The organism is Ramlibacter lithotrophicus (assembly GCF_012184415.1).
In the GTDB taxonomy this organism is placed as follows: Bacteria; Pseudomonadota; Gammaproteobacteria; order Burkholderiales; family Burkholderiaceae_C; genus Ramlibacter; species Ramlibacter lithotrophicus.
This window is the reverse complement of record NZ_VTOX01000002.1, coordinates 511,094-533,394: the sequence shown is the minus strand read 5'-3', so window position 1 is coordinate 533,394 and position 22,301 is coordinate 511,094. Positions and strand designations below refer to the sequence as shown.

Genomic DNA, 22,301 nt, shown 5'->3' with positions numbered 1-22,301 from the left:
GTCAGTGCCCCGACGCCGACTGCGCGCCCAGGTTGCGCTGCAGGATGTTGGAGAATTCCTCGATGAAGGTCTCGAGCTTGATCGCCACGCGGTCGATGTCGCGGGCGAAGTTGTTGTAGGCGACCACCGCCGGAATCGCCGCGAACAGGCCGATCGCGGTGGCGACCAGCGCCTCGGCGATGCCAGGCGCGACGGTGGCCAGCGTGACCGACTGCAGGCTGGCCAGTCCCGTGAACGCGTGCATGATGCCCCACACGGTGCCGAACAGGCCGACGTACGGCGAGACGGAGCCGACCGAGGCGAGGAACGAGAGGTTGCTTTCCACGGCGTCGAGCTCGCGCTGGAAGCTCGCGCGCATGGCACGGCGCGCCCCGTCCAGGAGCGTGCCGGGATCGGCGATGTGGCGCTCGCGCAGCTTGTGGTACTCGCGCATGCCGCTGGCGAAGATCCGCTCCATCGGACCGGCCATCTTCGCGTTCTGCGCGGCGGCCGCCAGCAGGTCGTTGAGGCTGGTGCCGGACCAGAAGTCCCGTTCGAAGTCGTCGTTGAGCGTGTTCACGCGCTTGAGCGCGAAGAGCTTGCGGAAGATGGCGGCCCAGCTGGCGATGGAGACCGCCACCAGCAGCAGCATCACCAGCTTCACCACCCAGCTGGCATTGAGCACCAGTTGCAGTATGGAGAGGTCTTGGGTCATGGTTTGAGTGCTTCCAGGAGGTTGGCCGGGATTCTCGCAGGCCGCAGCGTCGCGGCATCGACCCACCCGATGCGGATCGTTCCTTCGGCGAGCAGTTCGCGGTCCGCGGCGCGCAAGGCCTGCTGCGCCAGCAGGATCGAGGCGCGCCCCGCGGTTTCGATGCGCGCTGTAACGAGAAGTTCGTCATCGAGCCGCGCAGGTCTATGGTAGCTGACGTTGGTTTCGCTCACGATGAAGATGCCGCCGGTGCGCTCGCGCAGGTCCTGCTGCCCGATGCCCAGCGAGCGCAGCCACTCGGTGCGGGCCCGTTCGAAGAACTTCAGGTAATTGGCGTAGAACACGATGCCGCCGGCATCGGTGTCTTCCCAGTACACGCGGATCGGGAACTCAAAGGACATCGGACCTCCTGCGGGCATCCACGCCCGCTGCGGCGCCGGCCGGGGCCGGCGACGGCGCCGGCTTCAGGCGAGCACCGCGCGCAGGCGTGCCAGCGCTTCCTGCAGGTGCGCCATCGAGTTGGCGGTGGAAAACCGGACGAACCGGTGCGTGTCGGCGCTGCCGAAGTCGCGGCCTGGCGTCACGGCCACGTGCGCGCGCCGCATCAGCTCGAACGCGAAATCCCAGCTGCCCTCGACCCCGAGGCGCCGGGCGGCCTGCGAGCAGTCGGCCCACGCGTAGAACGCGCCGTCGGGCGTCACCGGCACCGCCAGGCCCAGGGCCTGCAGTTGCGGGATGAACGCGTCGCGCCGCGCCCTGAACTCCGAGCGGCGGCGCTCGTATTCGGCCAGGCTCTCCGGTTCGAAGCACGCGAGTGCCGCGTACTGCGCAACGGCGCTCGGGCAGATGAAGAGGTTCTGGGCCAGCCGCTCGATGACCGGCACCAGCGCTTCGGGCACCACCATCCAGCCCAGGCGCCAGCCGGTCATGTTGAAGTACTTGGAGAAGCTGTTGATGCTGATCACCTGGTCGTCCAGCGCCAGGCCGGTGCGGCCGAACGTCGGGTCGTACGACAGGCCCAGGTAGATCTCGTCGATCAGCGTGATGCCGCCGCGCGCGGCGACGATCTCGTGGATGCGGCGCAGCTCGTCGGGATGGATCGAGGTGCCGGTGGGGTTGGATGGCGACGCCAGCAGCACGCCGCGCGTGCGGTCGCCCCAGTTGGCGGCGACCTTCTCCGCGCTGAGCTGGAAGCGCTCGGCGGCCGTCGTCGGCACCATCACTGCGCGGCCATCGGCGGCGCTGACGAAATGGCGGTTGCAGGGATAGCTGGGATCCGGCATCAGGATTTCGTCGCCGGCGTCGACCAGCGCCAGGCAGGCGAGTTGCAGGGCGGCCGACGCGCCGGCCGTCACGACGATGCGGCGCGCCGGGACGTCGACCCCGAAGCGCTGCGCATACCAGCCGCTGATGCGCTCGCGCAGCGCTTCCAGGCCCGTGGCCTGGGTGTACTGCGTGACGCCCTTGCGGATCGCGCGCTCGGCCGCCTCCTGCACGAGCGGCGGGGCGGTGAAGTCCGGCTCCCCGATGTTCAGGAAGATCATCGGCTGGTCGCTGCGCGCCACCTCGCGCGCCAGCTGCGCCGCCGCCTTGGCGACCTCCATCACGTAGAACGGCTCGATGCGCTCGGCGCGGGCGGAGACTCGCATCAGCGGGCCTTCCCGGCGGCCTTGTCGGCCTCCACCTCGGCCGGCCGCAGCCGCGTCGCCAGCCCGTTCAGCACCGCGTTCACGTACTTGTGTCCGTCGGTGCCGCCAAATTCCTTGGCCAGCTCGATGCACTCGTTGAGCACGACGCGCCATGGCACGTCCGGGCACTGCCGGAATTCGTACGCACCGATCCACATGATGGCGTGTTCGATCGGCGAGATTTCCTCCAGCTTGCGATCCAGCAGCGGCAGGACCAGGGCGTCGAGCTCCGCGGCCTGCTCGATGCAGCCGTGCAGCAGCGCGTCGTAATGCACCGAGTCGGCCTTGTGGAAGCCCGCCAGGTCGCGGGTGAAGGCGTCGATCGCCGCCGCATCGTTGCGTCCGACCAGGTGCTGGTAGAGCGCCTGCACGGCGAACTCCCGGGCGCGGCTGCGCGCCGACTTGGCGGCGGCCTTGCGCGTGCCGGTGGCCTTGAGACCGGTGCGGCTGCCGCGCGCCGGGCGGTCGGATGCGTCCTTGTTGTCTTCGGTCATCCCAGGTCGTCCAGCAGGTTGCACATCTCCACCGCGACGCGGGCGGCGTCGCGCCCCTTCTCGGTCTGGCGGGCGACGGCCTGCTCCATGTTTTCGGTGGTGAGGATCGCGTTCGCGACCGGCAGCTGGTAGTCGAGCGCGATCCGGCTCACGCCGGCGGCCGATTCGTTGGCCACCAGCTCGAAATGGTAGGTCTCGCCGCGGATCACGCAGCCCAGCGCGATCAGCGCGTCGTAACCGCCTCTTTCCGCCATCGCCTGCAGCGCGACCGGCACCTCGAGCGCGCCGGGGACGCGCACATGGTCGATGCGGTCCGGCTCGACGCCGAGCGCCGCCAGTTCGGCCAGGCAGGCCTGCGCCAGCGCGCCGGTCACGGATTCGTTGAAGCGGGCCTGGACGATGCCGATGTACAAGCCTTTGCCGTCGAGTGTCTCGGACCGGCCTTTCTCTGCGCCAAACATGTATTCCTTCAGTTGACTGGGGTGGGGGCGACGTAGCCGGCGATTTCCAGCCCGTAGCCCGCCATGCTCGGCAGCCGCCGCGGCGTGCCGAGCAGCAGCATCCGGTGGACGCCGCATTCGCGCAGGATCTGCGCGCCGACGCCGTAGGTGCGCAGGTCCATGCGGCCGCGCTCCGGCGCGTGCGAGGCCTTCGCGCGGCCCTCGAACTGTGCCAGCAGCTGCTCGGCGTCCTCGCCGCAGTTCAGGAGCACGGCGACGCCGCGGCCCTGGGCCGCGATGTGCCGCAGGCTCGCGTCCAGGTTCCACGAATGCATGGAGCGGTTGACCTCGAGCGCGTCGAGCACGGACAGCGGCTCGTGCACGCGCACCGCGACGGCGTCGTCGGGCGACCACTCGCCCATCACCAGCGCCAGGTGCAGTCCGCGGCTCGGCTTGTCGCGCCAGGCGTGGGCGATGAACTCACCGTGCGCCGTGCGCAAGGGCCGGGTCGCGACCTTCTCGATCAGCGACTCGTTGCTGCTGCGGTAGTGGATCAGGGCGGCGATGGTGCCGATCTTCAGGCCGTGCTCGGCGGCGAACAGCTGCAGGTCGGGCAGCCGGGCCATCGTGCCGTCGTCCTTCATGATCTCGCAGATCACCGCGGCGGGCGCCAGGCCCGCCATGCCGGCGAGGTCGCAGCCGGCTTCGGTGTGTCCCGCGCGCATGAGGACGCCGCCGTCGACCGCCTGCAGCGGAAAGATGTGGCCCGGCTGGACCAGGTCATCGGGCCGGGCGTTCTTCGCGACCGCCGCCTGCACGGTGCGCGCCCGGTCCGCCGCCGAAATGCCCGTCGTCACGCCCTCGGCCGCTTCGATCGAGACGGTGAAGGCGGTGGAGTGCTTGGCGCCGTTGCGCGCGACCATGGGCGGCAGCCGCAGCCGTTCGCAGTGGTCCCGCGTCAGGGTCAGGCAGATCAGGCCGCGGCCGAAGCGGGCCATGAAGTTGATGGCTTCCGGAGTGACATGCTCGGCGGCGAGCACCAGGTCGCCTTCGTTCTCGCGGTCTTCCTCGTCCACGAGAATCACCATGCGGCCGGCCCGGATGTCCGCGACGATTTCGTCCACGGGCGAAATCGCCACGCCGGCGACGGGTTCGGGAGCGTTCATGCGCTGCCTTTCGGGGTGGGGGAGGGCGCCGTGAGCATCCGCTCGACATAGCGGGCGATCAGGTCGATCTCGAGGTTGACGCGGCTGCCCGTGCGCAGCTCGCCGAGCGCGGTGTTCTGCACGGTGTGCGGGATGAGGTTGATGCTCACCTCGGTGCCTTCGGGTGAATCGGCGATGGTGTTCACTGTCAGGCTGACGCCGTTGACGGTGATCGACCCCTTGTAGGCGAGGTACTTGCCCAGCGCCGAGGGCGCGAGCACGCGCAACTCCCAGCTTTCGCCCACGGGTGCGAAATGCGTCACGCGCCCTACGCCGTCGACGTGGCCGGAGACGATGTGCCCGCCCAGGCGCTCCTGGGCCCGCAGGGCCTTCTCCAGGTTGATGCGGCCCAGCTCGCCGAGGCTGGCGGTCTTGTCCAGCGACTCCGCGGAGATCTCGACCGTAAAGCGCTGCCGGGCCGGGTCGATGCCGGTCACGGTCATGCAGGCGCCGTTGAGCGCGATGCTGTCTCCCGTGCCGACGTCGTCCAGGTAGCCCTCGGGCGCCTCCACCGTCAGGCGCTTGCCATAGCGCGAGGCCGCGGCCGACCCTGGGCTGGCCAGGTCCTGCGCCGCGGCGATGCGGCCGACGCCCGTGATGATTCCGGTGAACATCCCGGCATTTTCGCAGGGATTGGAAAGGCGCCCCTCAGGAAGGCTGGACGGGCCCGAAGCGGTCCCGGCCCGCGACCCGCGCGACGATGCGCAGGTCCGGCCCGACTCGCCCGATCGACATGAAGTGCAGGGGCAAGGCCTCGGCCAGGCTCGCCAGCGGCCCGAAATGAGCCATCTCGCGGCCGATCCCGATCAGTTTGGGCGCGAGGTACACCAGCAGTTCGTCGACCAGGCCTTCGCGTACCAGCGAGCCATTGAGCTTGTGCCCGGCCTCCACGTGCAGTTCATTGACGCCGCGGGCAGCGAGGTCGCGCAGGAGCGCCGGCAGATCCACCTTCCCGCCGGGACCCGGAAGGAGAACGACCTCGGCGCCGCCGGCCGCCAGGGCCGCCTCGCGCTGCGCGTCCTGCACCGCGCCGTAGATGATCAGGCGCCGCCCCGGTTGGAAGAGGTTGGCGTCCGGGGGGGTTTCCAGCCGGCTGTCCACGACCACCACGTCCGGCTGGCGCGGCGTCGGGACCGCGCGGACGTCCAGGCGCGGGTTGTCGTCGCGCACCGTCCCGATGCCGGTGAGCACGGCCCCGGCGCGCGCCCGCCACGCATGGCCGTCGGCCCTCGCCTCGGTCGAGGTGATCCACTGGCTGGCCCCGTTCTCCAGCGCCGTGCGGCCATCCAGCGAGGCGGCGATCTTCATGCGGACCCAGGGGGTCGCGCGCACCATGCGGCTGAAAAAGCCGATGTTGAGTTCGCGCGACTCGTCGGCGCCGGGCCCGACGATCACCTCCACGCCGCCGGCCCGCAGGCGGGCGAACCCTTCACCGGCCACCAGCGGATTCGGGTCGGGCAGGGCCGCCACCACCCGGCCGATGCCGGCCGCGAGCAGGGCGTCGCAGCAGGGGCCGGTGCGGCCATGGTGGGAGCAGGGCTCGAGCGATACGTAGGCGGTGGCGCCGGTGACGGCGTGCCCGAGGGCGGCAGCGTCGCGCAAGGCCATGATCTCGGCGTGGGCTTGCCCGGCGCGCTGCGTGGAGCCCTGGCCAAGGACGCGCTGTCCGTCGGCCGATACCAGCACGCAGCCGACGCGGGGATTCGGCTCGGACCGGCCGATGGCGTCGCGGGCCAGCGCCAGCGCCTGCTGCATGAGAGCGTCGTGCGGATCCATCGGGCGCCTATTCTGCGGCATTCGCCGGCAGACTCGACCATTCGGCGCCGGAGGCCGACCGGTCGTCGGCTGCAACGGGGCGCCGAGCGGGACCTCGGCTAAGTTCCAGTCGCTTACATGGGGGAGAAGGCAATGGCAAGGCGTCCGCAGCACGGCTTCACGCTGATCGAGTTGATGATCACACTGGCGATCGTCGCGATCCTGGCGGCCGTCGGCTACCCGTCGTACACCAGCCATGTCAAGAAGGGCAGCCGGCGCGCGGCCCAGGCCCAGATGCTGGATATCGCCAACCGCCAGCAGCAGTTCCTGCTGGCCAACAAGGCCTACGCGACGAAGGCCCAGCTCACTGCCAGCGGGTACAACCTGCCGAGCGACCTGAGCGGCAAGTACGACTACCGCATTGATTTGGGCACCGGGACGGTGCCGGCGTTCACGATCACGTTCACAGCGAGCGGCAACCAGCTCAGCGACGGCGACCTTACGTTCAACAGCGAGGGCGTCAAGGCCCCGGCCGACAAATGGTAGGAGCCATGGGTCGGCAAAGGCACTCGCAGCGCGGCACGTCCATGGTGGAGGTGCTGGTGACCCTCGTGGTTATCGCCTTCGGGCTGCTCGGCATGGCGGGGCTGCAGATGCGGCTGCAGGTATCGGAGGTGGAGTCCTACCAGCGTACCCAGGCGCTGCTGCTGCTGGGCGACATGGCCAGCCGCATCGCCACCAACCGCACTGCGGCGACCGCCGGTGCATACGCCGTCGCGGCCGCATCGCCGCTGGGCGGGGGCGCGGCCTGTCCAGGCGGCACGACCACCCAGGCGCAACGTGACTTGAAGGAGTGGTGCGAAGCGCTCAATGGTGCCGGCGAGATGCTGGGCAGCACCAACGCGGGCGCCATGATCGGCGGCCGCGGCTGCGTCGAGAGCGTCGGCGGCGACATCATGGTCACCGTCGCATGGCAAGGCATGACGCCGATCAGCGCGCCGCCGGTGTCCATCGGCTGCGGCTCGGGCGCGTACGACGGTGCCGCGGGCTCGTCCTGCACGAACGACCGGTGCCGCCGCACGGTCACGACCCTGGTGCGGATCGCGACCTTGCTATGAACACGCGCCGCCTCCCCGCTCGAGCGGGCGCCGTCCGCGCACCGCGCCAATCAGGCTTCACGCTGGTGGAGCTGATGATCTCCATGGTCCTCGGCCTCTTCATCGTGCTGGCGTTGCTGACCTTGCTGATCAACGTCAACCGCAGCAACAGCGAGATGACGAAGGCGAACCGGGTGATCGAAAACGGTCGCTTCTCGATCCAGCTGCTGGAGCACGACGTCTCCCATGCCGGCTTCTGGGCCGGCTACCTGCCGCAGTTCGACGACGTCACGGTCTCGGGCATGCCGACCGACGTGCCGCGCGCCGACCCCGGCCCGCCGGCCGTCGCCGCCGTGCCCGACCCGTGCGCCGACTGGGGCGCGCTCGCCGGCAATCCGGCGGCGCTCGCCGTCTACAAGTCGAACCTGCTGGGCATCGCGGTGCAGGCCTACGAAGTGCCGGCCGTGGTGCCGTCGCCCACGATACCGGTGTGCGGCAGCCGCGTGTCCAGCCCGCAACCGAGCAGCGATGTGCTGCTGGTGCGGCATGTGGAAACCTGCGCGGTCGGCGAGGCCGGATGCGCCGCCTTCGCCAACAACGAGCTGTATTTTCAGCCCGCGCAGTGCGGCACCGTGATGCCCGTCCCAGCCTACGCCCTGGAGCAATACAGCGCCGGCACCGTCGACACGCTCCTGCCGAATCGCGTGCGCGGCGCCAACTGCGCGGCCGGAGCGTTCGCGCCGCGCTACAAGTTCGTCTCGAGTCTGTATTACGTGCGCCGCTACGCGGTGACGGACGGCGACAACATTCCCACGTTGATGCGCTCGGACTTCAGCTGCGCCAGCGGCACCTGCGAGTTCGGCGCGGCGCAGGCCATGATCGAGGGGATCGAGTCGTTCCGGGTCGAACTGGGCATCGACAACGTCAGCGATTCCGGCGTGACGATCGGCACGACGACATTCAACACCAGCGAGATCGGAGTCACGGTGGTGACGACGGGCCCGAGCGACGCGGAGTTAGGCGCTAGCACGGCCGTCATCGCGAGCGGCCAAGCCGCGACGGTCACCTGGGCCAATCCCACCACCCTGACCTCGCCCACCAACCGCGGCGACGGCATTCCCGACACCTACCGTCGCTGCACGGCGGCCTCGCCCTGTTCGGCGCTCGAGCTGATGAACGCGGTCGCCGTGAAGCTGTACGTGCTCGCAAGGAGCGAGTCGACGTCGGCCGGGTACACCGATGGCAAGAGCTACTGCATGACCAGCACCTGCGCCAGCGCGGGCGACCGAATCGGTCCGTTCAACGACGGCTACAAGCGCCATCTTTTCACCCAGGCCATCCGGCTGGTGAACATCTCCAACCGCAGGGAAACGCCGTGATGAAGCCGCTGCGCGCGCACCGCCGCCCCGCGTCCGCCGCCGTCCAGCGCGGTGCGACGCTGATCATCGGCCTCATCCTGCTCGTCCTGATCACGCTGATCGTGGTCAGCGCGTTCACCCTGAGCTCTTCCAACCTCAAGTCGGTGGGCAACATGCAGGTGCGCGAGGAGGCGCTGGCCGCCGCCAACCAGGCGGTGGAGCAGGTGATCAGCTCGAACTTCACTGCCAGCCTCGCGGCGCAGACCGTCACGGTCGACATCAACAAGGACGATACGCCGGACTACACCGTCGCCGTGGCAACGCCAACCTGCACCAGGGCGACGCGTGCCGCCTTCGCGGATCCGAGCGATGTGGAGCTCGGACCCGACATGTCCGCCGGCAGTACCTGGAACACCGACTGGGACCTGTCGGCCACCGTGACGGACGGAGCCACCGGCGCCAGCGTGCGCGTGAGGCAGGGGGTGCGGGTACTGCTTTCGCAGTCGCAGAAGGCGGCAGCCTGTCCCTGATCAAGGAGTGTCTGTCATGCTCAGAAGAATCATCAAGTTGCTGACGGTGGTGATCGCGCTGGCGGTGCAGTTGCCAGCACACTCGGAGGACATCGACCTGTTCTCGGAGCCCGATCCGACGCCCACGACGCTGCCCAATGTCCTGATCATCCTGGACAACTCGGCGAACTGGAACACGGCGTTCACGGCCGAGAAGGCGGCGCTGGTCTCGATCTTCAACAGCCTGCCGCCGAACAAGTTCCGGGTCGGGCTGATGATGTTCACGGAGACCGGCTCGGATAATCCGGACCCCGGCGGTGCCTACGTGCGGGCGGGGCTGCGCACGATGGACGCGACCACGCGCGGCGTGTACGCAAACATGATCGACGCGTTCGACAGGAATGCCGACAAGGGCAACGGGCGCGCGCTGGGTCTGGCGATGGCGGAGGCCTATCGTTACTACTCCGCCGGGGATGTCTACGGCGGTATCAAGAAGAAGCGCGACTACGCGAACAATACCGGCGGCGACGCCGTCACCGACCTGGTGCACGCTCTGCCGGGCAGCGCGCTGGCTTCGAGCAGTGCCACGAGATACAGCAGTCCGATCCTGGACAGCTGCCAGAAGAACTTCATCATCTACATCGGCAACACCACCGCGGGCGGCAACGTGGCCAAGGACAGCAACTCCGAGACCACGCAGTCGGGCACCATGCTGACCGCGGCCGGCGGCAGCACCACGCAGATCCCGATCTCTCCAGTCGGCGACAGCTCGAACTACTCGAACGAGTGGGCGCGCTTCATGAAGTCGACCAGCCCATTGAGCATCTCGACGTACACGATCGACGTGGCCATGAACGGCGGCGACCCCAACAACAGCGCGCTGCTGCGCAGCATGGCGGCCGAAGGCGCGGGCAAGTACTTCTTCATCAATGGCGAGGATGCCACCGTCGGCAGCGAGATCGAGAAGGCGCTCAACAACATATTGTCCGAGATCCAGTCGGTCAACAGCGTGTTCGCGTCGGTGTCCCTGCCGGTCAGCGTGAACACGCAGGGCACCTACCTGAACCAGGTGTACATCGGCATGTTCCGGCCGAACGGCGACGCGTCGCCGCGCTGGACCGGCAACCTGAAGCAATACAAGCTGGGGCAGGTGGGCACGGCGCTGAAGCTGCTGGACGCCTCGAATTCGCCGGCGATCAACAACCTGACCGGCTTCATCACGGAATGCGCGCGCAGCTACTGGACGCCAGACGCCACGGATTCTTACTGGGGCTTCATGAGCTGGCCGACGGGCACGACCTTCTGCCTGCCCACCGGGGCGGCCGCGGACACGTACAAGAATTCCAACTCGCCGGACGGCAACATCGTCGAGAAAGGGGCGCAGGCGTACATGCTGCGCTCGACGACCGCGCGCAACATGAAGACCTGCGGCGCGACGATGACCGGCTGCGACGCGGCCAGCGATCTGGTCGCGTTCGACTCGAGCAGCGTGAGTGCCAGCGCGATCGGGGCTGCCGACGCCACCGAACACGCCGCGCTCCTCAACTACGCGAAGGGGCTGGACACGGGGCTGCCCGGCGACGAGAACGTCAACGGCGCCAGGGAAACCGAAAAAAGGCCATCCGCGCATGGCGATGTGGTGCATTCGCGGCCGGTGGCGGTCAACTTCGGGACCGATGGCGACCCGCAGGTCGTGGTCTTCTACGGCGCCAACGACGGCGCACTGCGGGCGGTCAACGGCAATCGTTCGGGCGCCATCGGCGGCGTGGCGGCCGGCCAGGAAATGTGGTCGTTCATGCCCCCGGAATTCTTCGGCAGCATCAAGCGGCTGCGCGAGAACCTGATCCCGATCCGCTATGCGACCGGCGTCACGTCGCCGGCATCGGCCCAGCCGAAGCCATACGGCATGGACGGCCCGATCACCGCGTTCAAGGGAGCGTCCGCCACGTACGTATACGCATCGATGCGGCGCGGGGGCCGGTCGATCTATGGCTTCGACGTCACCAACAGCCTTACCACACCGACCAGTCCGGCGCTGAAGTGGCGCATCGGATGCGCCGGGAACTCCGACGCCGACTGCAGCACGGGGATGAGCGGGATCGGACAGACCTGGTCGTCGCTGAAGCCATTCACCACTGCCGGCTACAGCTCCGGCAGCGCGCCCTTGCTCATCTTCGGCGGCGGCTACGACACCTGCGAGGATCACGACGCCAGCGGCGCCAACAACAACTGCACCACCAGTTCCAAGGGCCACTTCGTGTACGTCGTCGATGCCGACACTGGCGCGGTGGTGAAAGCGTTCGACCTCGACGCCGCGCTCGGCGCCAGCGCGTCCGGGCGTTCCCGCGGCGTGGTGGCGGACGTGACGCTGGTGCGGGACGAAGCGGGCCAGGTGATCTACGGCTACACCGCCGACCTGGGGGGCAACGTCTACCGTCTGACGTTTGCCGGACCGCGGGACGACTGGACGATCCGCCAGATCGCGGCGCTGGGTTGCAACTCCACGGCGACCTGCACGGCCAACCGCAAGTTCATGTTCGCGCCCAGCGTGGTGGCCCTCCCTGACAGCTACGGGATCCTGCTCGGCTCGGGCGACCGCGAGAAGCCGCTCTCGGAGGCGACGTATCCCGGGGCGACCTCCGTGGCGAACCACTTCTTCATGTTCCACGACAAGCCCGCACTGGCGGCCGGCACGGCGACGGGAACCTGGCCCGGCAACAACACCTGCGGGGCCGCGATCATCTGTCGCGACTCGCTGTGGCCGATCACCGATGCAACGACCCCGACCAGCGCGCAGCTGCTGACGAAGCAGGGCTGGTATCTGGCGATGGCGTCCAAGGAGCAGGTTGTGACGTCGGCGGTGACGATCTTCGGAGTCGTCACCTTCAGTACCCACCAGCCCGCCGTCGTGGCGACCGGGACCTGCAATTCGAACCTGGGGACCACGCGCGTCTACAACATCAACTACACCAACGCGGGGAGCGCCAACGGCACGGCGAATCGCTACGAAGACGTCGCCGGCGACGGCCTGCCGCCGTCGCCGGTCGCCGGGCAGGTGACGCTGGACAACGGCCGAACCGTTCCGTTCTGCATCGGCTGCAGTCCGGACTCGCCGCTGGAGGGCAAGCTGCCGACCTCGATGAGTGGCGTCATCCAGCCCAAGGGGCGGCTCTACTGGTACATCCAGAAGTAGCCGATGCACGTGCGCCGGCCCGCCATCCGCATGACTCACCCCGGCGCACGCCGCGCCGCGGCGGGATTCACGCTCATCGAATTGCTGGTGGGGGTGGCCATCCTGGCGGTCCTCGCCGCGCTCGCCGCGCCGTCGTTCAACGAGGCGATCCTCAGCAACCGGCTCGCCTCGTACGCCAACACGTTCGTTGCCAGCGCCCAGCTCGCGCGCAGCGAGGCGATCAAGCGCAACGCGACCGTCGTGATGTGCCGGTCGGCGGACGGTGTCAGCTGCGCCACGGCGGGGACCTGGCAGCAAGGCTGGATCCTGTGGCGTGACGCGGACAACGATGCGACGGTCGACGCGGACGAGATCATCCAGAAGCAGCAGGCGATCTCGTCCGACTACCACTTCACGGCGGACGCCTACTCGGTCAACTTCCTGGGGACCGGCCTCGTTTCGGGCGGCCCGGTCACCCTCTCCCTGTGCCGGGCCGTCCCCGAGCCGGGGCGGCAGGAGCGGGCGCTCCAGCTCTGGCCAACGGGACGCGTTTCGGTGACGAAGACCACCGAAGGCATTTGCGCATGAGGTGAGTTATTTGGTTTGAAAGAGGATTGCAAAAGAACCTGTTAGTAGTACATTGCCGGCATGAAAACGCTGGCCTCATCAAATCGCCCGTTTCATTCACGGGCACGCCGCCGGGCCCGGGGGACGCAACGCACCAGACGCGGCTTCACCCTCCTCGAACTCCTCGTGGTCCTCGTCATTGCCGCCGTCTTGGCGGCGGTCGGGGTTCCGTCGTGGCAGGCGCTGTCGGAGAAACTGCAGGTGACCGGCGTCTCCGACGCGTTCGTGGCCAGCTTGCATCTCGCCCGCAGCGAGGCCATCAAGCGCCACGACCGGGTCGCCATGTGCAAGTCGACCGACGGCGTCGCCTGCGCGTCCGCAGGCGGCTGGGACCAGGGGTGGATCATCTTCCACGACCGCAACAACAATGGCCGGCGCGAAGTAGCCGAGCCGATCCTGCGCCGCCAGCAGCCGCTGCCCGAGGCCCTGAGGCTGACCGGCAACCTGTCGGTCGCCCAGTACGTCTCGTTCGTCCCCACCGGCGCGACCAGGCTGGTCGGAGGGGGCTTCCAGGCCGGTACCCTCACGGTGTGCTGGGAATCGGGCCGGACCGGCCAAGCGCGCCAGATCATCCTGAACGCCGCTGGACGCCCGCGCGTGCGGACGTTCACCGCCGGCGCCTGCGGCGACTAGTGCCCTGTCCCACAAATATCTGTACTCTCGTTCGGATGGATGCGGGGATGATCGGTGGCTGGCCGGAGCGGGTCCAGACTGGACGTCTGGACCCGTTTCGGACGGCCGCCGAGGGCCCCGCAGGCGCCGAACCCTTCGGGCTGGCTCGTAGCGGGCCGCATGCCGCGTTACGGTCACCGGCCAATACGTCAAGTATTGGCCGGCGCCCGCGCCTTGCCTGCGGCCCGCTACGAACCAGCGAGAGCACAGATATTTATGGGGCAGGACACTAGCGGCGCACCTCGTCCACCAGGGTCTTGAACTCGTCCACGTCCTCGAAGCTGCGATACACGCTGGCGAACCGGACGTAGGCCACCTTGTCGAGCTTCTTCAACTCGCGCATCACCAGCTCGCCGATGCGCGTGGAAGGGATTTCCCGCACGCCGAGGCTCAGCAGTTTCTCCTCGATCCGGCGCACGGCGCTGTCGATCTGCTCGGTGCTTACCGGTCGCTTGCGCAGCGCGAGCTTCATGGAGGCTTCGAGCTTGCGCCCGTCGAAGTCGATCCGGCGGCCGTCCTTCTTGACCACGGCCGGCAAGGTGATGTCGGGCCGCTCGTAGGTGGTGAAGCGGCGCTCGCAGGCCATGCACTGGCGTCGCCGCCTGATGAAGTCCCCATCCTCGGCCACCCGGGTCTCGACCACCTGGGTCTCGTCCTTGCCGCAGAACGGGCATTTCACGGCCGCCGCTCCTAGCCGTAGACCGGAAAGCGGCGGGTGAGGGCGCTCACCTTCTCGCGCACCGCCGCGACGTTGGCGGGGTCGCGCGGCGCGTCCAGCACGTCGGCGATCAGGTTCGCCGTGAGGCGCGCTTCCTCTTCGCGGAAGCCGCGCGTCGTCATGGCCGGCGTGCCGATCCGCACGCCGCTGGTGACCATCGGCTTTTCCGGGTCGTTCGGGATGGCGTTCTTGTTGATCGTCATGTGGGCCTGGCCGAGAACCGCCTCCGCCTCCTTGCCGGTGATGCCCTTGCTGCGCAGGTCGACCAGCATGACGTGGCTCTCGGTGCGGCCGCTGACGATTCGCAGTCCGCGCTGCACCAGTGTCTCGGCGACCGCCTGCGCGTTCTTCACGACCTGCTCCTGGTAGGCCTTGAACTCCGGTGCCAGCGCCTCCTTGAAGGCCACCGCCTTGGCGGCGATCACGTGCATCAGGGGCCCGCCCTGCAGGCCAGGGAAGATCGCACTGTTGATTGCCTTTTCGTGCTGCGACTTCATCAGGATGATGCCGCCGCGGGGGCCGCGCAGGCTCTTGTGGGTCGTGGACGTTACCACGTCGGCGTGCGGGACCGGATTGGGGTACACGCCCGCCGCAATGAGGCCGGCATAGTGGGCCATGTCGACCATGAACACGGCGCCGACGTCGCGTGCGACCCGGGCGAACCGCTCGAAATCGATGCGCAGGGAGTACGCCGAGGCGCCGGCGATGATCAGCTTGGGCTTGTGCTCGTGCGCCTTGCGCTCCATGGCGTCGTAGTCGATCGCCTCGCGCTCGTCCAGGCCGTACGAGACGACGTTGAACCACTTGCCGCTCATGTTCAGCGCCATCCCGTGGGTGAGGTGGCCGCCTTCGGCCAGGCTCATGCCCATGATGGTGTCGCCGGGCTTCAGGAACGCCAGGAAGACCGCTTCGTTGGCCTGCGCCCCCGAATGCGCCTGCACGTTGGCGGCGTCCGCCCCGAACAGCTGCTTGACGCGGTCGATCGCCAGTTGCTCGGCAACGTCGACGTTCTCGCAGCCGCCGTAATAGCGCTTGCCCGGATAGCCCTCGGCATACTTGTTCGTCAGCTGTGTGCCCTGGGCGGCCATCACGGCCGGAGACGCGTAGTTCTCGCTGGCGATCAGCTCGATGTGCTCTTCCTGGCGACGGTTCTCCGCCTGGATGGCGGCCCACAGCTGCGGGTCGGCTTGTTCGATGAGGATGTTTCGTTGGTACATGGCAGTCCTGCGCGAAGGTGGTGTCCTTGTACTAGACAAGGGCTGCCCAGGCGAACGGCGGAACGCCGGGCCCGGCCCGGCGGCACGCTTCCCAGTGGTGTGGCGGGGCCGGGACCGACGGGCGGTCGCCCCGCGTTCTCTCTCCACGTCAGCGCCGGCAGCCGCCAGGGGCTGCGCGCCTATCGCCAGTCGCGTACGGGTGCGAGTGTACCGGAGGCGGTCAGAGGGTGGCGACCTTGTCCTCGGCCGGCAGCGGCACGGCCGGCGCCGGCGCGATGGTCCGCAGCGGGGCGGGCTGCGGCGGCTGGGCGACCGGCACCCGGCGGCCGGCGGCGACCTGCTGCAGCCGGGCGTGCTCTGCCAGGACCTTGTCGGCGTAGCCACCGTCTTCGGGCAGGTTGGCCGCGCCGACGTAGTAGCGCAGCCCGGCCGACAGCGAGCCGGCGCGCTGGATGCATTCCTGCAGCACCTTGACTCCCACGCGCAGGTTGCTCACCGGGTCGAAGGCGGCCAGCTTGCCGCCGAAGTTCTCGTACTTGTCGCTGTGGACCTTGGTCATCACCTGCATCAGGCCCTGGGCGCCGACCGGGCTTTGGGCGAACGGGTTGAAGCCCGACTCGACCGCCATCACGGCCAGGATCAGCGTCGGATCGAGCTTGACCCGTTCGCCGATGTCGTAGGCTTCCGCCACGAGCGCGCTCAACGGCTCGGGCGCGACACGATACTTCTTGCTGAGCCAGAAAGCCACGGCCGCCTGCTGCTTGGGCAGGTCGTGCGGGTTGGCGGCCGTGGCGCGGTCGATCGCGTCCAGCTCGATCTGCATTCCCAGCGCCGACATCTGGCGGGCTTGCAGCCATGTCATGAGCCTCGCTTCGCCCGCTTCGCGCAGGTCCGGCCGGGCCGTCAGCGCGAGGACACAGAAAACGGTGGCCAGGCCAACGAGGGCAAAGCCGTTGTGGGTGATCTCGAAAAATCCCTGTCCAATGTCGGATGCGAACGTTCGCAGGTCGCGCATCGTTCTGTCCAGCGCTGTCATAGCACTTCCTTTCTACGCGCGGGGCCGACAGGCAACGCTGCAGATGCAGCATCACACCGTCTGGCTCCTCGTTTGGATTGGTACGCCGTCGATGCCGTGCGTCGTGTGTGGCGCGGTCATCGAGTTCAGCCGGGTTCGGCAGCGGTTCGGTGCCCTGGTTCGTCTGCCAGGGACGGGCGGATTCTAGGTGGCGCTTTCATATCAGGTCAAGAATAACAAATACATTTCTTATGCAGATAAGCGTCGGAAGCGCACCCGCGGAGGCGTCGGCGAGGGTCGACACAGCCGTTTTCGCGTCGAATTGCTCCCGTTTTTGAAGCACCAAAGCGCCGACGCAAGCGGGCGCGCCATTGACGAGGTTGGCACGAGTTGGCGCGCCGTAAATTCCCGCGGCTATTTGTACCCGGACGCAGCCACACCTCGACCGTGCCGGCCTGCGGATCGCGTCGTGGCGACCGGAGCGAGCGGGCATACGTTGTCAAGGCAATTGCCGCAATCGTGGGACTGCCGGTCATTGAAAACGCGTGCTTGAAAGCAGCAGCGCGCTGCGGTACCTTCTGCTTGCCTGAGGGATCAGGCGTTTCGCCGGAAGGGCTGCCGAAGGTGGCGCGACCGGCCCCTCCTGGAAGCAATCTCTTGCTTCCGCGCAGTCAGGGACTTCAATCTCCCAGGCTGCAACCAGACGGCAATGACCTCGGTCAGCCGTCAAGCCCGGCAGACGGTTCGCCCGCCTACCGGGCTTTTTCATTGGGCCGGCGACGGTGAATGGCGACCCCGTGCGAGGGCCGGCATCGGCGCGCCCGCAATCGCGGCGAGAATAGCGCTTTCGCCCCTTGCGGGGAGCGCCCCAGACACGAAGACACGCAGTGACCCAAGCCACACTGAAACCCAACGACACCCGCGCCCTCGACACCCTGACCGGCGGCGCCTTTTCGGCGCCGACCTCCGGCGAGCGCGCCGCGCGCGTGCGCGAATGGCTCGCCCGCGATCCGAGCCCGGAACAGATGCAGGAAGTCTTTCGCGAGCTGAGCGGACGAGACAAGGGCGCGGCGCGGCTGCTGCGCGAGCGGCTGGACGAGATCAAGCGCAGCAAGGGCCAGGAGGCCATCGCTGCCGAGTGGGCGGACAAGGCCCGCGCCCTGCTGGCGCAACCCAAGCTGAACATCGCCGACGCCCTCGCGTGGCAACGTGACGCTGCCAAGGCCGGCGCGCCGCTCAGTCGCGAGCCGCTGGCCGGCATCAAGGCGCAGCTGGCCGATCGCGTCAAGGGCATCGAGGACCTCCAGCACCGGGTGCAGGTCCAGCGCGAGGCGGCCGTGCTGCTCGCGCAGCGCATCGAGGTGCTTTCGACGAAATCGTGGCAGGACGCGAAGGCGGCCGCGGAGTCGCTGGCCGCCGACGTGCCGGCCTGGCAGCAGCAGGCCGAGGCGTTGCTGGCCGACCCCAACTGGGGCAGCGTGGACGCCAGGTTCCCGCCGCTGCTGGAGTCGTCGCGCACCCAATTGCAGGTCGTCTGGGACGCGTTCCAGATCGCGCTGGCGCAGGCCGTGGCGGCGGCGCAGGATCCGGCCGCGCCGTTGCCGCCCGTGCCGGTGTGGGCCGACGAGTTGCGGCTCGCGCGCGGCGTGCCGGCGGAAGCCCCGGCCAAGCCCGCCAAGCCGAAGGTCGATCCGGAGGTGCGGGCGCGGGCGACGCAGGCGGTGCGCGAGGTGCTCGGCAAGCTGGAGCAGGAAATCGCCGAAGGCCACGGCAAGGCGAGCGCGGGTGCCGCCAGCGCCCTGCGCAACGCCCTGAAGGAGCACGGCAAGCTGATCGACGACAAGCTGGAGAACCAGGCCCATGCGGCCCTCGCGGCGGCGGGCGAGCTCGAAGGCTGGCAGCGCTGGCGCGCCGACCAGTTGCGCCAGGAACTCGTCGCCAAGGCCGAGGGCCTGTTCGAGCGGCCGGCCCCCGCCGAGGGCCAGGAGCCCCAGCCGCCCAAGCCGCGTTATGGCGGGCGCAAGATGCAGGAGCAGCTGCGCGGGTTGCGCGAGCAGTGGAAGCAGACCGACCAGGGCGGCCCGCCGAATCACGCGCTGTGGAAGCGCTTCGACGACGCCTGCAACGAAGCCTACAAGGTGGTCGAGGCCTGGCTGGACAAGGTCAAGGCCGAAGCCGCCGAACACAAGGCGCAGCGCCTCGCGCTGATCGAGGAAGTCAAGGCCTGGGCGGCGGAGAATCCGACCGCTCGCGACGACGACTGGAAGGGCTTCAACCGCATCCTGCACCAGTTCGAGGACCGCTGGCGCGACGCCGGCCACCTGAGCGAAAAGGCCTTCGCCGAACTGCAGCCGCAGTGGAAGGAAGCGATCCGCGCCGCCGCCTCCCCGCTGGAGGCGATCCAGAAGCAGAGCCTGGAGCGCCGCCACGCGATGATCGACGAGGCCAGGGAACTCGGCGCCGAGCCGCAGCTGCGCATCGACGCCGTCAAGGCGCTGCAGCAGCGCTGGCAGGGCGAGGCGCAAGGTATTCCGCTGGACCGCAAGCACGAGCAGAAGCTGTGGGACGCGTTCCGCAAGCCGATCGACGAGGCGTTCAACCGCAAGACGCAGGAGCGTGAGCGCGCCGCGGCGGCGTTGAGCGAACGCGATCGCGTGGTGCTGGAGGCGTCCAAGGCCCTGGAAGCGGCGAACGCCACCGGCGACGCGCAGAAGATCAAGGCGGCCATGTCGGCGCTGGAAGCGGCGCTGCGTGGACAGGCACAGGCCGCGGCCGCTGTTGCGGCCGCTGGCCAGGAGAGCGGCGCCCCGGCCGCGCAAGCCGCCGAGGGCGAAGCTGCGCCGGCCGAAACAGGGGCCGCGCCGCCCGCGGAAGGCGCCGTCGAGCCGGCGGCCGAGTCCGCCGGCGAAGCAGCCGCCGCTCCGCCCGCGCCGCCGAAGGCGACGCCCAAGCCCGTGATCGCGATGCGTGGCGACGACCGCCCCGGCATGAAGAAGACCGAGCCCGTGGCGCCGGCGCGAGGCGGCCGCTTCGGCGACCGCAAGGGCCCCGGGGGTCCTGGGCGCCCAGGCGAGCGCCGCGATGATCGGGGTGGTCGCGACGCACGGGCCGGCGGCCGCTTCGGCGAGCGCCCCGCGGAAGACCGCGGCCCGCGGCTTGGCGACGTTGCGTTCCGGGCCCAGCGCGAGGCGCTGGAACACGCCCAGATGGCGCTGAAGAAGCTGGCCGCGCAGGCGCATGGCGAAGCGCTGACGCAATTGCTCACGGCCTGGGAGCAGCGCTCCGCCGATCAGGTGCCGAGCGCGCAGGAGCTCGGCAAGGCGGTGAGCCCCGCGGTGCGGGCCTCATGGGTGCAGGCGCTGGGCGCTGCCCCTGCAGGCGATGCGGCCGAGGCCCTGCTGCGGCTGGAGATTGCCTCCGAGGCGCCGACGCCGGCGGAGCAGCTCGCGGCGCGCCGCATGCTGCAGCTGCAGTTGCTGACGCGACGCAACGATCCGTCGCCGGCGCAGACCTGGGGCCAGGACGTCGCGCGCGTGCTGGCGTCGGCCTACGACGCGGGCAGCGCGCGGCGCCTGCAGAACGCGCTCAGGACGCTGCTGCGCCGCTGAAGAAGCCCGCCAGCAGCGGCGCGAGCCGGGGAAACTCGGCCTCGAACCGCGGCCGGTTGACGAAGAAGGCTTCGCAGGCGACGGCGAAGAACTCGTCGACGGACTCCGCGCCGTAGGGGTCGAGCCAGGTGGCCTCGCCGCCGAAGCGCTCGGCGATCACCACCCGCTCGCGGAACGCGTCGTACTCGGCCTGCATCGTTTCCAGCCAGCGCCGGCGGGCGGCCGCCGACGGCAGCGGCGGGCAGCCGTCGGGGGCGCCGTCGCGCATGTCGATCTTGTGCACGAACTCGTGGATCACGACGTTATAGCCTTCCTCCGCCGCCGCGCCGGCGCCGGCGACGTCCGACCAGCTGAGCATCACCGGCCCCTGGTGCATGGCCTCGCCGGCGAGCACCTCGTCGTAATGGTGCACGACGCCGAAATCATCGGTGGCCGTGCGGCGAGCCAGCACTTCCCCTGGGTGCACGACGATGCCCACGAAATCGTCGTACCAGGCGAGGCCGAGCCGCAGCACCGGCAGCACCGCCTGCGCCGCGATCGAGAGCGCGACCGCGTCGGTGATGACGAAGCCGTTGGCGCCGTGGAACTCCTTGGTGGCGAGGAACTGGCCGGCCAACTCGCGCAGCCGTGCCACATCCGGTTCGGCGCGGTCCGAAAGAAAAGGGAATCGGGAAAGCACCTCCCCCCACAGCGCATCCGGCACGACCGGTGCGGAAGGGCGGCGGCGGAGCCAGTCGAACATCAGTCGAGATTGATGCGCTGCAGCCCCGCTACGGTGAGGCGCAGGACCTGCTGGCGCGGCGGGTCGGCCCGGGCGTCCCAGTCGCTCAGCACGGCGCGCCAGCCGCGCGGCCCCAGCAGGTGATCGCCGGGCCGGTGGGTGTGACCGTGCACCAGCGTCTGCGCCCGGGCGGCGTCCAGCCACGCCAGCGCGGCGGCGCCGTCGACGTCAGCGTACTCCGCCTCGCGCCGCTTGCGGTCTTCGCTCTGCTGGCGCAGCGCCCGCGCGATCGCCTCGCGGCTGGCCAGCGGCTTGGCGAGGAACTGCTGCTGCCAGGCCGGATCGCGGACCTGGGCCCGGAATTCCATGTATTCGGCGTCGGCGAGGCACAAGGCGTCGCCATGCGTGAGCAGCCAGCGGCGGCCGTCGAACTGCAGCACCGACGGATCGGCGAGCAGTTTCGCGCGGCAGGTCTTCAGGAAGCGCTGGCCGACCAGGAAGTCCCGGTTGCCGGGCATGAAGAAGACCGCTGCCCGTTCGGCCGTCGATCGGATGACCTGGGCGCATTGGGCGGCGAAGCCCGCCTTGGCGGCAGCGTCGTCACCCACCCAGACTTCGAACAGGTCGCCCAGGATGAACACCGCGTCGGCCGGGGTAGCTCCCATGTAGCGGCGCCACGCTTCGAAGGTCGCGGGTTCCGCCGGCTGCAGGTGCAGGTCCGAGATGAAGTCGATCGTGCGCCACGCGGCGGGCGCCTCGACTTCGGGGAACGGCCGATCCGGCTGCACTTGCACCAGGCGCGTTTCAGGCCACGACGGCCTTCTCGATCACCACGTCCTGCAGCGGCACGTCGTCGTGGAAGCCCTTGCGGCCGGTCTTCACGGCCTTGATCCGGTCGACGACGTCCTGGCCGGAGACGACCTTGCCGAACACCGCGTAGCCCCAGCCTTGCGGGGTCGGCGACGTGTGGTTCAGGAAGTCGTTGTCGGCCACGTTGATGAAGAACTGCGCGGTGGCCGAGTGCGGCGCCTGCGTGCGCGCCATCGCGACCGTGTAGTTGTCGTTCTTCAGGCCGTTGTTGGCCTCGTTCTCGATCTCCTTGCCGGTGGGCTTCTGCTTCATGCCCGGCTCGAAGCCGCCGCCCTGGACCATGAAGCCCGGGATCACGCGGTGGAAGATCGTGTTGTCGTAGTGGCCCTTGCGCACGTACTCGAGGAAATTGGCGGCCGACTTGGGCGCCTTCTGTTCGTCGATCTCGAGGGTGATCACGCCGTAGCCGGCGATGTGCAGTTCGACCTTGGGGTTGCTCATGGG

The 22,301-nt window shown here is 69.0% G+C and carries 22 protein-coding genes; 8 read left to right on the top strand and 14 right to left on the bottom strand.

All coding sequences use genetic code 11. The features are described 5' to 3' along the window. Nucleotide 1 precedes the first annotated feature (1 nt). The 8 genes from tolQ to ribD all read right to left on the bottom strand — a co-directional run bounded on the left by tolQ (nt 2) and on the right by ribD (nt 6,294). Nucleotides 2–694 (bottom strand): protein TolQ, encoded by a 693-nt coding sequence (tolQ, locus tag RAMLITH_RS08610; protein ID WP_168106948.1) that lies wholly within the window; start codon nt 692–694, stop codon nt 2–4. Next, nucleotides 691–1,092, bottom strand: coding sequence for a tol-pal system-associated acyl-CoA thioesterase (gene ybgC / locus RAMLITH_RS08605; RefSeq protein ID WP_168106947.1), 402 nt, complete (start codon nt 1,090–1,092; stop codon nt 691–693). Before ybgC ends, tolQ begins: the two co-directional genes overlap by 4 nt. 63 nt (nt 1,093–1,155) lie before the next feature. Continuing rightward, entirely contained in the window at nt 1,156–2,340 is a 1,185-nt protein-coding gene (locus tag RAMLITH_RS08600; protein WP_168106946.1) for a pyridoxal phosphate-dependent aminotransferase, read from the bottom strand. Beyond that, entirely contained in the window at nt 2,340–2,873 is a 534-nt protein-coding gene (gene nusB / locus RAMLITH_RS08595) for a transcription antitermination factor NusB (protein WP_168106945.1), read from the bottom strand. Before nusB ends, RAMLITH_RS08600 begins: the two co-directional genes overlap by 1 nt. Next, the gene (gene ribH, locus RAMLITH_RS08590) at nt 2,870–3,334 is read right to left on the bottom strand and encodes a 6,7-dimethyl-8-ribityllumazine synthase (protein WP_168106944.1); all 465 of its coding nucleotides are present in this window, start codon (nt 3,332–3,334) and stop codon (nt 2,870–2,872) included. The genes nusB and ribH overlap by 4 nt, the downstream gene beginning before the upstream one ends. Before the next feature lie 8 nt (nt 3,335–3,342). Beyond that, nucleotides 3,343–4,479 (bottom strand): bifunctional 3,4-dihydroxy-2-butanone-4-phosphate synthase/GTP cyclohydrolase II, encoded by a 1,137-nt coding sequence (ribBA, locus tag RAMLITH_RS08585; protein WP_168106943.1) that lies wholly within the window; start codon nt 4,477–4,479, stop codon nt 3,343–3,345. Then, complete coding sequence (locus tag RAMLITH_RS08580; protein WP_168106942.1) at nt 4,476–5,132, bottom strand: riboflavin synthase; 657 nt, start codon at nt 5,130–5,132, stop codon at nt 4,476–4,478. The genes ribBA and RAMLITH_RS08580 overlap by 4 nt, the downstream gene beginning before the upstream one ends. Before the next feature lie 34 nt (nt 5,133–5,166). Next, nucleotides 5,167–6,294, bottom strand: coding sequence for a bifunctional diaminohydroxyphosphoribosylaminopyrimidine deaminase/5-amino-6-(5-phosphoribosylamino)uracil reductase RibD (gene ribD / locus RAMLITH_RS08575; protein WP_168106941.1), 1,128 nt, complete (start codon nt 6,292–6,294; stop codon nt 5,167–5,169). A gap of 132 nt (nt 6,295–6,426) precedes the next feature. On the opposite strand from ribD, the gene RAMLITH_RS08570 reads away from it, so the two are divergent. The 7 genes from RAMLITH_RS08570 to RAMLITH_RS08540 are packed head-to-tail and all read left to right on the top strand — an operon-like array spanning nt 6,427 to nt 13,669. Next, nucleotides 6,427–6,819 carry a type IV pilin protein gene (locus RAMLITH_RS08570; RefSeq protein WP_168106940.1) on the top strand — a complete coding sequence of 131 codons (393 nt, stop codon included), beginning with the start codon at nt 6,427–6,429 and terminating at the stop codon, nt 6,817–6,819. 5 nt (nt 6,820–6,824) lie between these two features. After that, the gene (gene pilV / locus RAMLITH_RS08565) at nt 6,825–7,391 is read left to right on the top strand and encodes a type IV pilus modification protein PilV (protein ID WP_238344079.1); all 567 of its coding nucleotides are present in this window, start codon (nt 6,825–6,827) and stop codon (nt 7,389–7,391) included. Next, nucleotides 7,388–8,749 (top strand): PilW family protein, encoded by a 1,362-nt coding sequence (locus tag RAMLITH_RS08560; protein WP_168106939.1) that lies wholly within the window; start codon nt 7,388–7,390, stop codon nt 8,747–8,749. The genes pilV and RAMLITH_RS08560 overlap by 4 nt, the downstream gene beginning before the upstream one ends. Beyond that, complete coding sequence (locus RAMLITH_RS08555; RefSeq protein ID WP_168106938.1) at nt 8,749–9,258, top strand: PilX N-terminal domain-containing pilus assembly protein; 510 nt, start codon at nt 8,749–8,751, stop codon at nt 9,256–9,258. The genes RAMLITH_RS08560 and RAMLITH_RS08555 overlap by 1 nt, the downstream gene beginning before the upstream one ends. Before the next feature lie 16 nt (nt 9,259–9,274). Beyond that, complete coding sequence (locus RAMLITH_RS08550; RefSeq protein WP_168106937.1) at nt 9,275–12,430, top strand: pilus assembly protein; 3,156 nt, start codon at nt 9,275–9,277, stop codon at nt 12,428–12,430. Between the two features lie 3 nt (nt 12,431–12,433). After that, nucleotides 12,434–12,997 carry a GspH/FimT family pseudopilin gene (locus RAMLITH_RS08545; protein ID WP_168106936.1) on the top strand — a complete coding sequence of 188 codons (564 nt, stop codon included), beginning with the start codon at nt 12,434–12,436 and terminating at the stop codon, nt 12,995–12,997. Nucleotides 12,998–13,057: 60 nt separating this feature from the next. Beyond that, complete coding sequence (locus tag RAMLITH_RS08540) at nt 13,058–13,669, top strand: GspH/FimT family pseudopilin (protein WP_168106935.1); 612 nt, start codon at nt 13,058–13,060, stop codon at nt 13,667–13,669. Nucleotides 13,670–13,937: 268 nt separating this feature from the next. Here the strand turns inward: RAMLITH_RS08540 and nrdR are convergent, their stop codons facing one another. The 3 genes from nrdR to RAMLITH_RS08525 all read right to left on the bottom strand — a co-directional run bounded on the left by nrdR (nt 13,938) and on the right by RAMLITH_RS08525 (nt 16,679). After that, nucleotides 13,938–14,387 (bottom strand): transcriptional regulator NrdR, encoded by a 450-nt coding sequence (nrdR, locus tag RAMLITH_RS08535; RefSeq protein ID WP_168106934.1) that lies wholly within the window; start codon nt 14,385–14,387, stop codon nt 13,938–13,940. An 11-nt stretch (nt 14,388–14,398) separates the two neighbouring features. Continuing rightward, nucleotides 14,399–15,643, bottom strand: a complete 1,245-nt coding sequence (gene glyA / locus RAMLITH_RS08530) for a serine hydroxymethyltransferase (RefSeq protein ID WP_168106933.1) — start codon at nt 15,641–15,643, stop codon at nt 14,399–14,401. 220 nt (nt 15,644–15,863) lie between these two features. Continuing rightward, a complete protein-coding gene (locus RAMLITH_RS08525) occupies nt 15,864–16,679 on the bottom strand; it encodes a lytic transglycosylase domain-containing protein (protein ID WP_168106932.1) in 816 nt (271 codons plus the stop codon). 866 nt (nt 16,680–17,545) lie between these two features. On the opposite strand from RAMLITH_RS08525, the gene RAMLITH_RS08520 reads away from it, so the two are divergent. Continuing rightward, the gene (locus RAMLITH_RS08520; protein ID WP_168106931.1) at nt 17,546–20,266 is read left to right on the top strand and encodes a DUF349 domain-containing protein; all 2,721 of its coding nucleotides are present in this window, start codon (nt 17,546–17,548) and stop codon (nt 20,264–20,266) included. Here the strand turns inward: RAMLITH_RS08520 and RAMLITH_RS08515 are convergent. From RAMLITH_RS08515 to RAMLITH_RS08505, 3 genes are read right to left on the bottom strand one after another with little or no spacing between them, the layout of a single operon-like run. After that, a complete protein-coding gene (locus RAMLITH_RS08515) occupies nt 20,244–21,008 on the bottom strand; it encodes a M90 family metallopeptidase (RefSeq protein ID WP_168106930.1) in 765 nt (254 codons plus the stop codon). The genes RAMLITH_RS08520 and RAMLITH_RS08515 overlap by 23 nt on opposite strands. Continuing rightward, complete coding sequence (locus RAMLITH_RS08510) at nt 21,008–21,781, bottom strand: UDP-2,3-diacylglucosamine diphosphatase (RefSeq protein WP_337786124.1); 774 nt, start codon at nt 21,779–21,781, stop codon at nt 21,008–21,010. Before RAMLITH_RS08510 ends, RAMLITH_RS08515 begins: the two co-directional genes overlap by 1 nt. A gap of 10 nt (nt 21,782–21,791) precedes the next feature. Beyond that, a complete protein-coding gene (locus RAMLITH_RS08505; protein WP_168106929.1) occupies nt 21,792–22,298 on the bottom strand; it encodes a peptidylprolyl isomerase in 507 nt (168 codons plus the stop codon). Between the last annotated feature and the right edge of the window lie 3 nt (nt 22,299–22,301).

Bases quoted from the DNA above. Each gene is read 5' to 3' on its own strand.
- RAMLITH_RS08515 (WP_168106930.1), bottom strand. From the start codon at position 21,008: ATGTTCGACTGGCTCCGCCGCCGCCCTTCCGCACCGGTCGTGCCGGAT.
- RAMLITH_RS08525 (WP_168106932.1), bottom strand. From the start codon at position 16,679: ATGACAGCGCTGGACAGAACGATGCGCGACCTGCGAACGTTCGCATCC.
- RAMLITH_RS08540 (WP_168106935.1), top strand. From the start codon at position 13,058: ATGAAAACGCTGGCCTCATCAAATCGCCCGTTTCATTCACGGGCACGC.
- ribBA (WP_168106943.1), bottom strand. From the start codon at position 4,479: ATGAACGCTCCCGAACCCGTCGCCGGCGTGGCGATTTCGCCCGTGGAC.
- nusB (WP_168106945.1), bottom strand. From the start codon at position 2,873: ATGACCGAAGACAACAAGGACGCATCCGACCGCCCGGCGCGCGGCAGC.
- RAMLITH_RS08545 (WP_168106936.1), top strand. From the start codon at position 12,434: ATGCACGTGCGCCGGCCCGCCATCCGCATGACTCACCCCGGCGCACGC.
- tolQ (WP_168106948.1), bottom strand. From the start codon at position 694: ATGACCCAAGACCTCTCCATACTGCAACTGGTGCTCAATGCCAGCTGG.
- RAMLITH_RS08560 (WP_168106939.1), top strand. From the start codon at position 7,388: ATGAACACGCGCCGCCTCCCCGCTCGAGCGGGCGCCGTCCGCGCACCG.
- ybgC (WP_168106947.1), bottom strand. From the start codon at position 1,092: ATGTCCTTTGAGTTCCCGATCCGCGTGTACTGGGAAGACACCGATGCC.
- ribH (WP_168106944.1), bottom strand. From the start codon at position 3,334: ATGTTTGGCGCAGAGAAAGGCCGGTCCGAGACACTCGACGGCAAAGGC.
- RAMLITH_RS08550 (WP_168106937.1), top strand. From the start codon at position 9,275: ATGCTCAGAAGAATCATCAAGTTGCTGACGGTGGTGATCGCGCTGGCG.
- ribD (WP_168106941.1), bottom strand. From the start codon at position 6,294: ATGGATCCGCACGACGCTCTCATGCAGCAGGCGCTGGCGCTGGCCCGC.
- RAMLITH_RS08570 (WP_168106940.1), top strand. From the start codon at position 6,427: ATGGCAAGGCGTCCGCAGCACGGCTTCACGCTGATCGAGTTGATGATC.
- RAMLITH_RS08505 (WP_168106929.1), bottom strand. From the start codon at position 22,298: ATGAGCAACCCCAAGGTCGAACTGCACATCGCCGGCTACGGCGTGATC.
- pilV (WP_238344079.1), top strand. From the start codon at position 6,825: ATGGGTCGGCAAAGGCACTCGCAGCGCGGCACGTCCATGGTGGAGGTG.
- RAMLITH_RS08555 (WP_168106938.1), top strand. From the start codon at position 8,749: ATGAAGCCGCTGCGCGCGCACCGCCGCCCCGCGTCCGCCGCCGTCCAG.
- RAMLITH_RS08600 (WP_168106946.1), bottom strand. From the start codon at position 2,340: ATGCGAGTCTCCGCCCGCGCCGAGCGCATCGAGCCGTTCTACGTGATG.
- glyA (WP_168106933.1), bottom strand. From the start codon at position 15,643: ATGTACCAACGAAACATCCTCATCGAACAAGCCGACCCGCAGCTGTGG.
- RAMLITH_RS08580 (WP_168106942.1), bottom strand. From the start codon at position 5,132: ATGTTCACCGGAATCATCACGGGCGTCGGCCGCATCGCCGCGGCGCAG.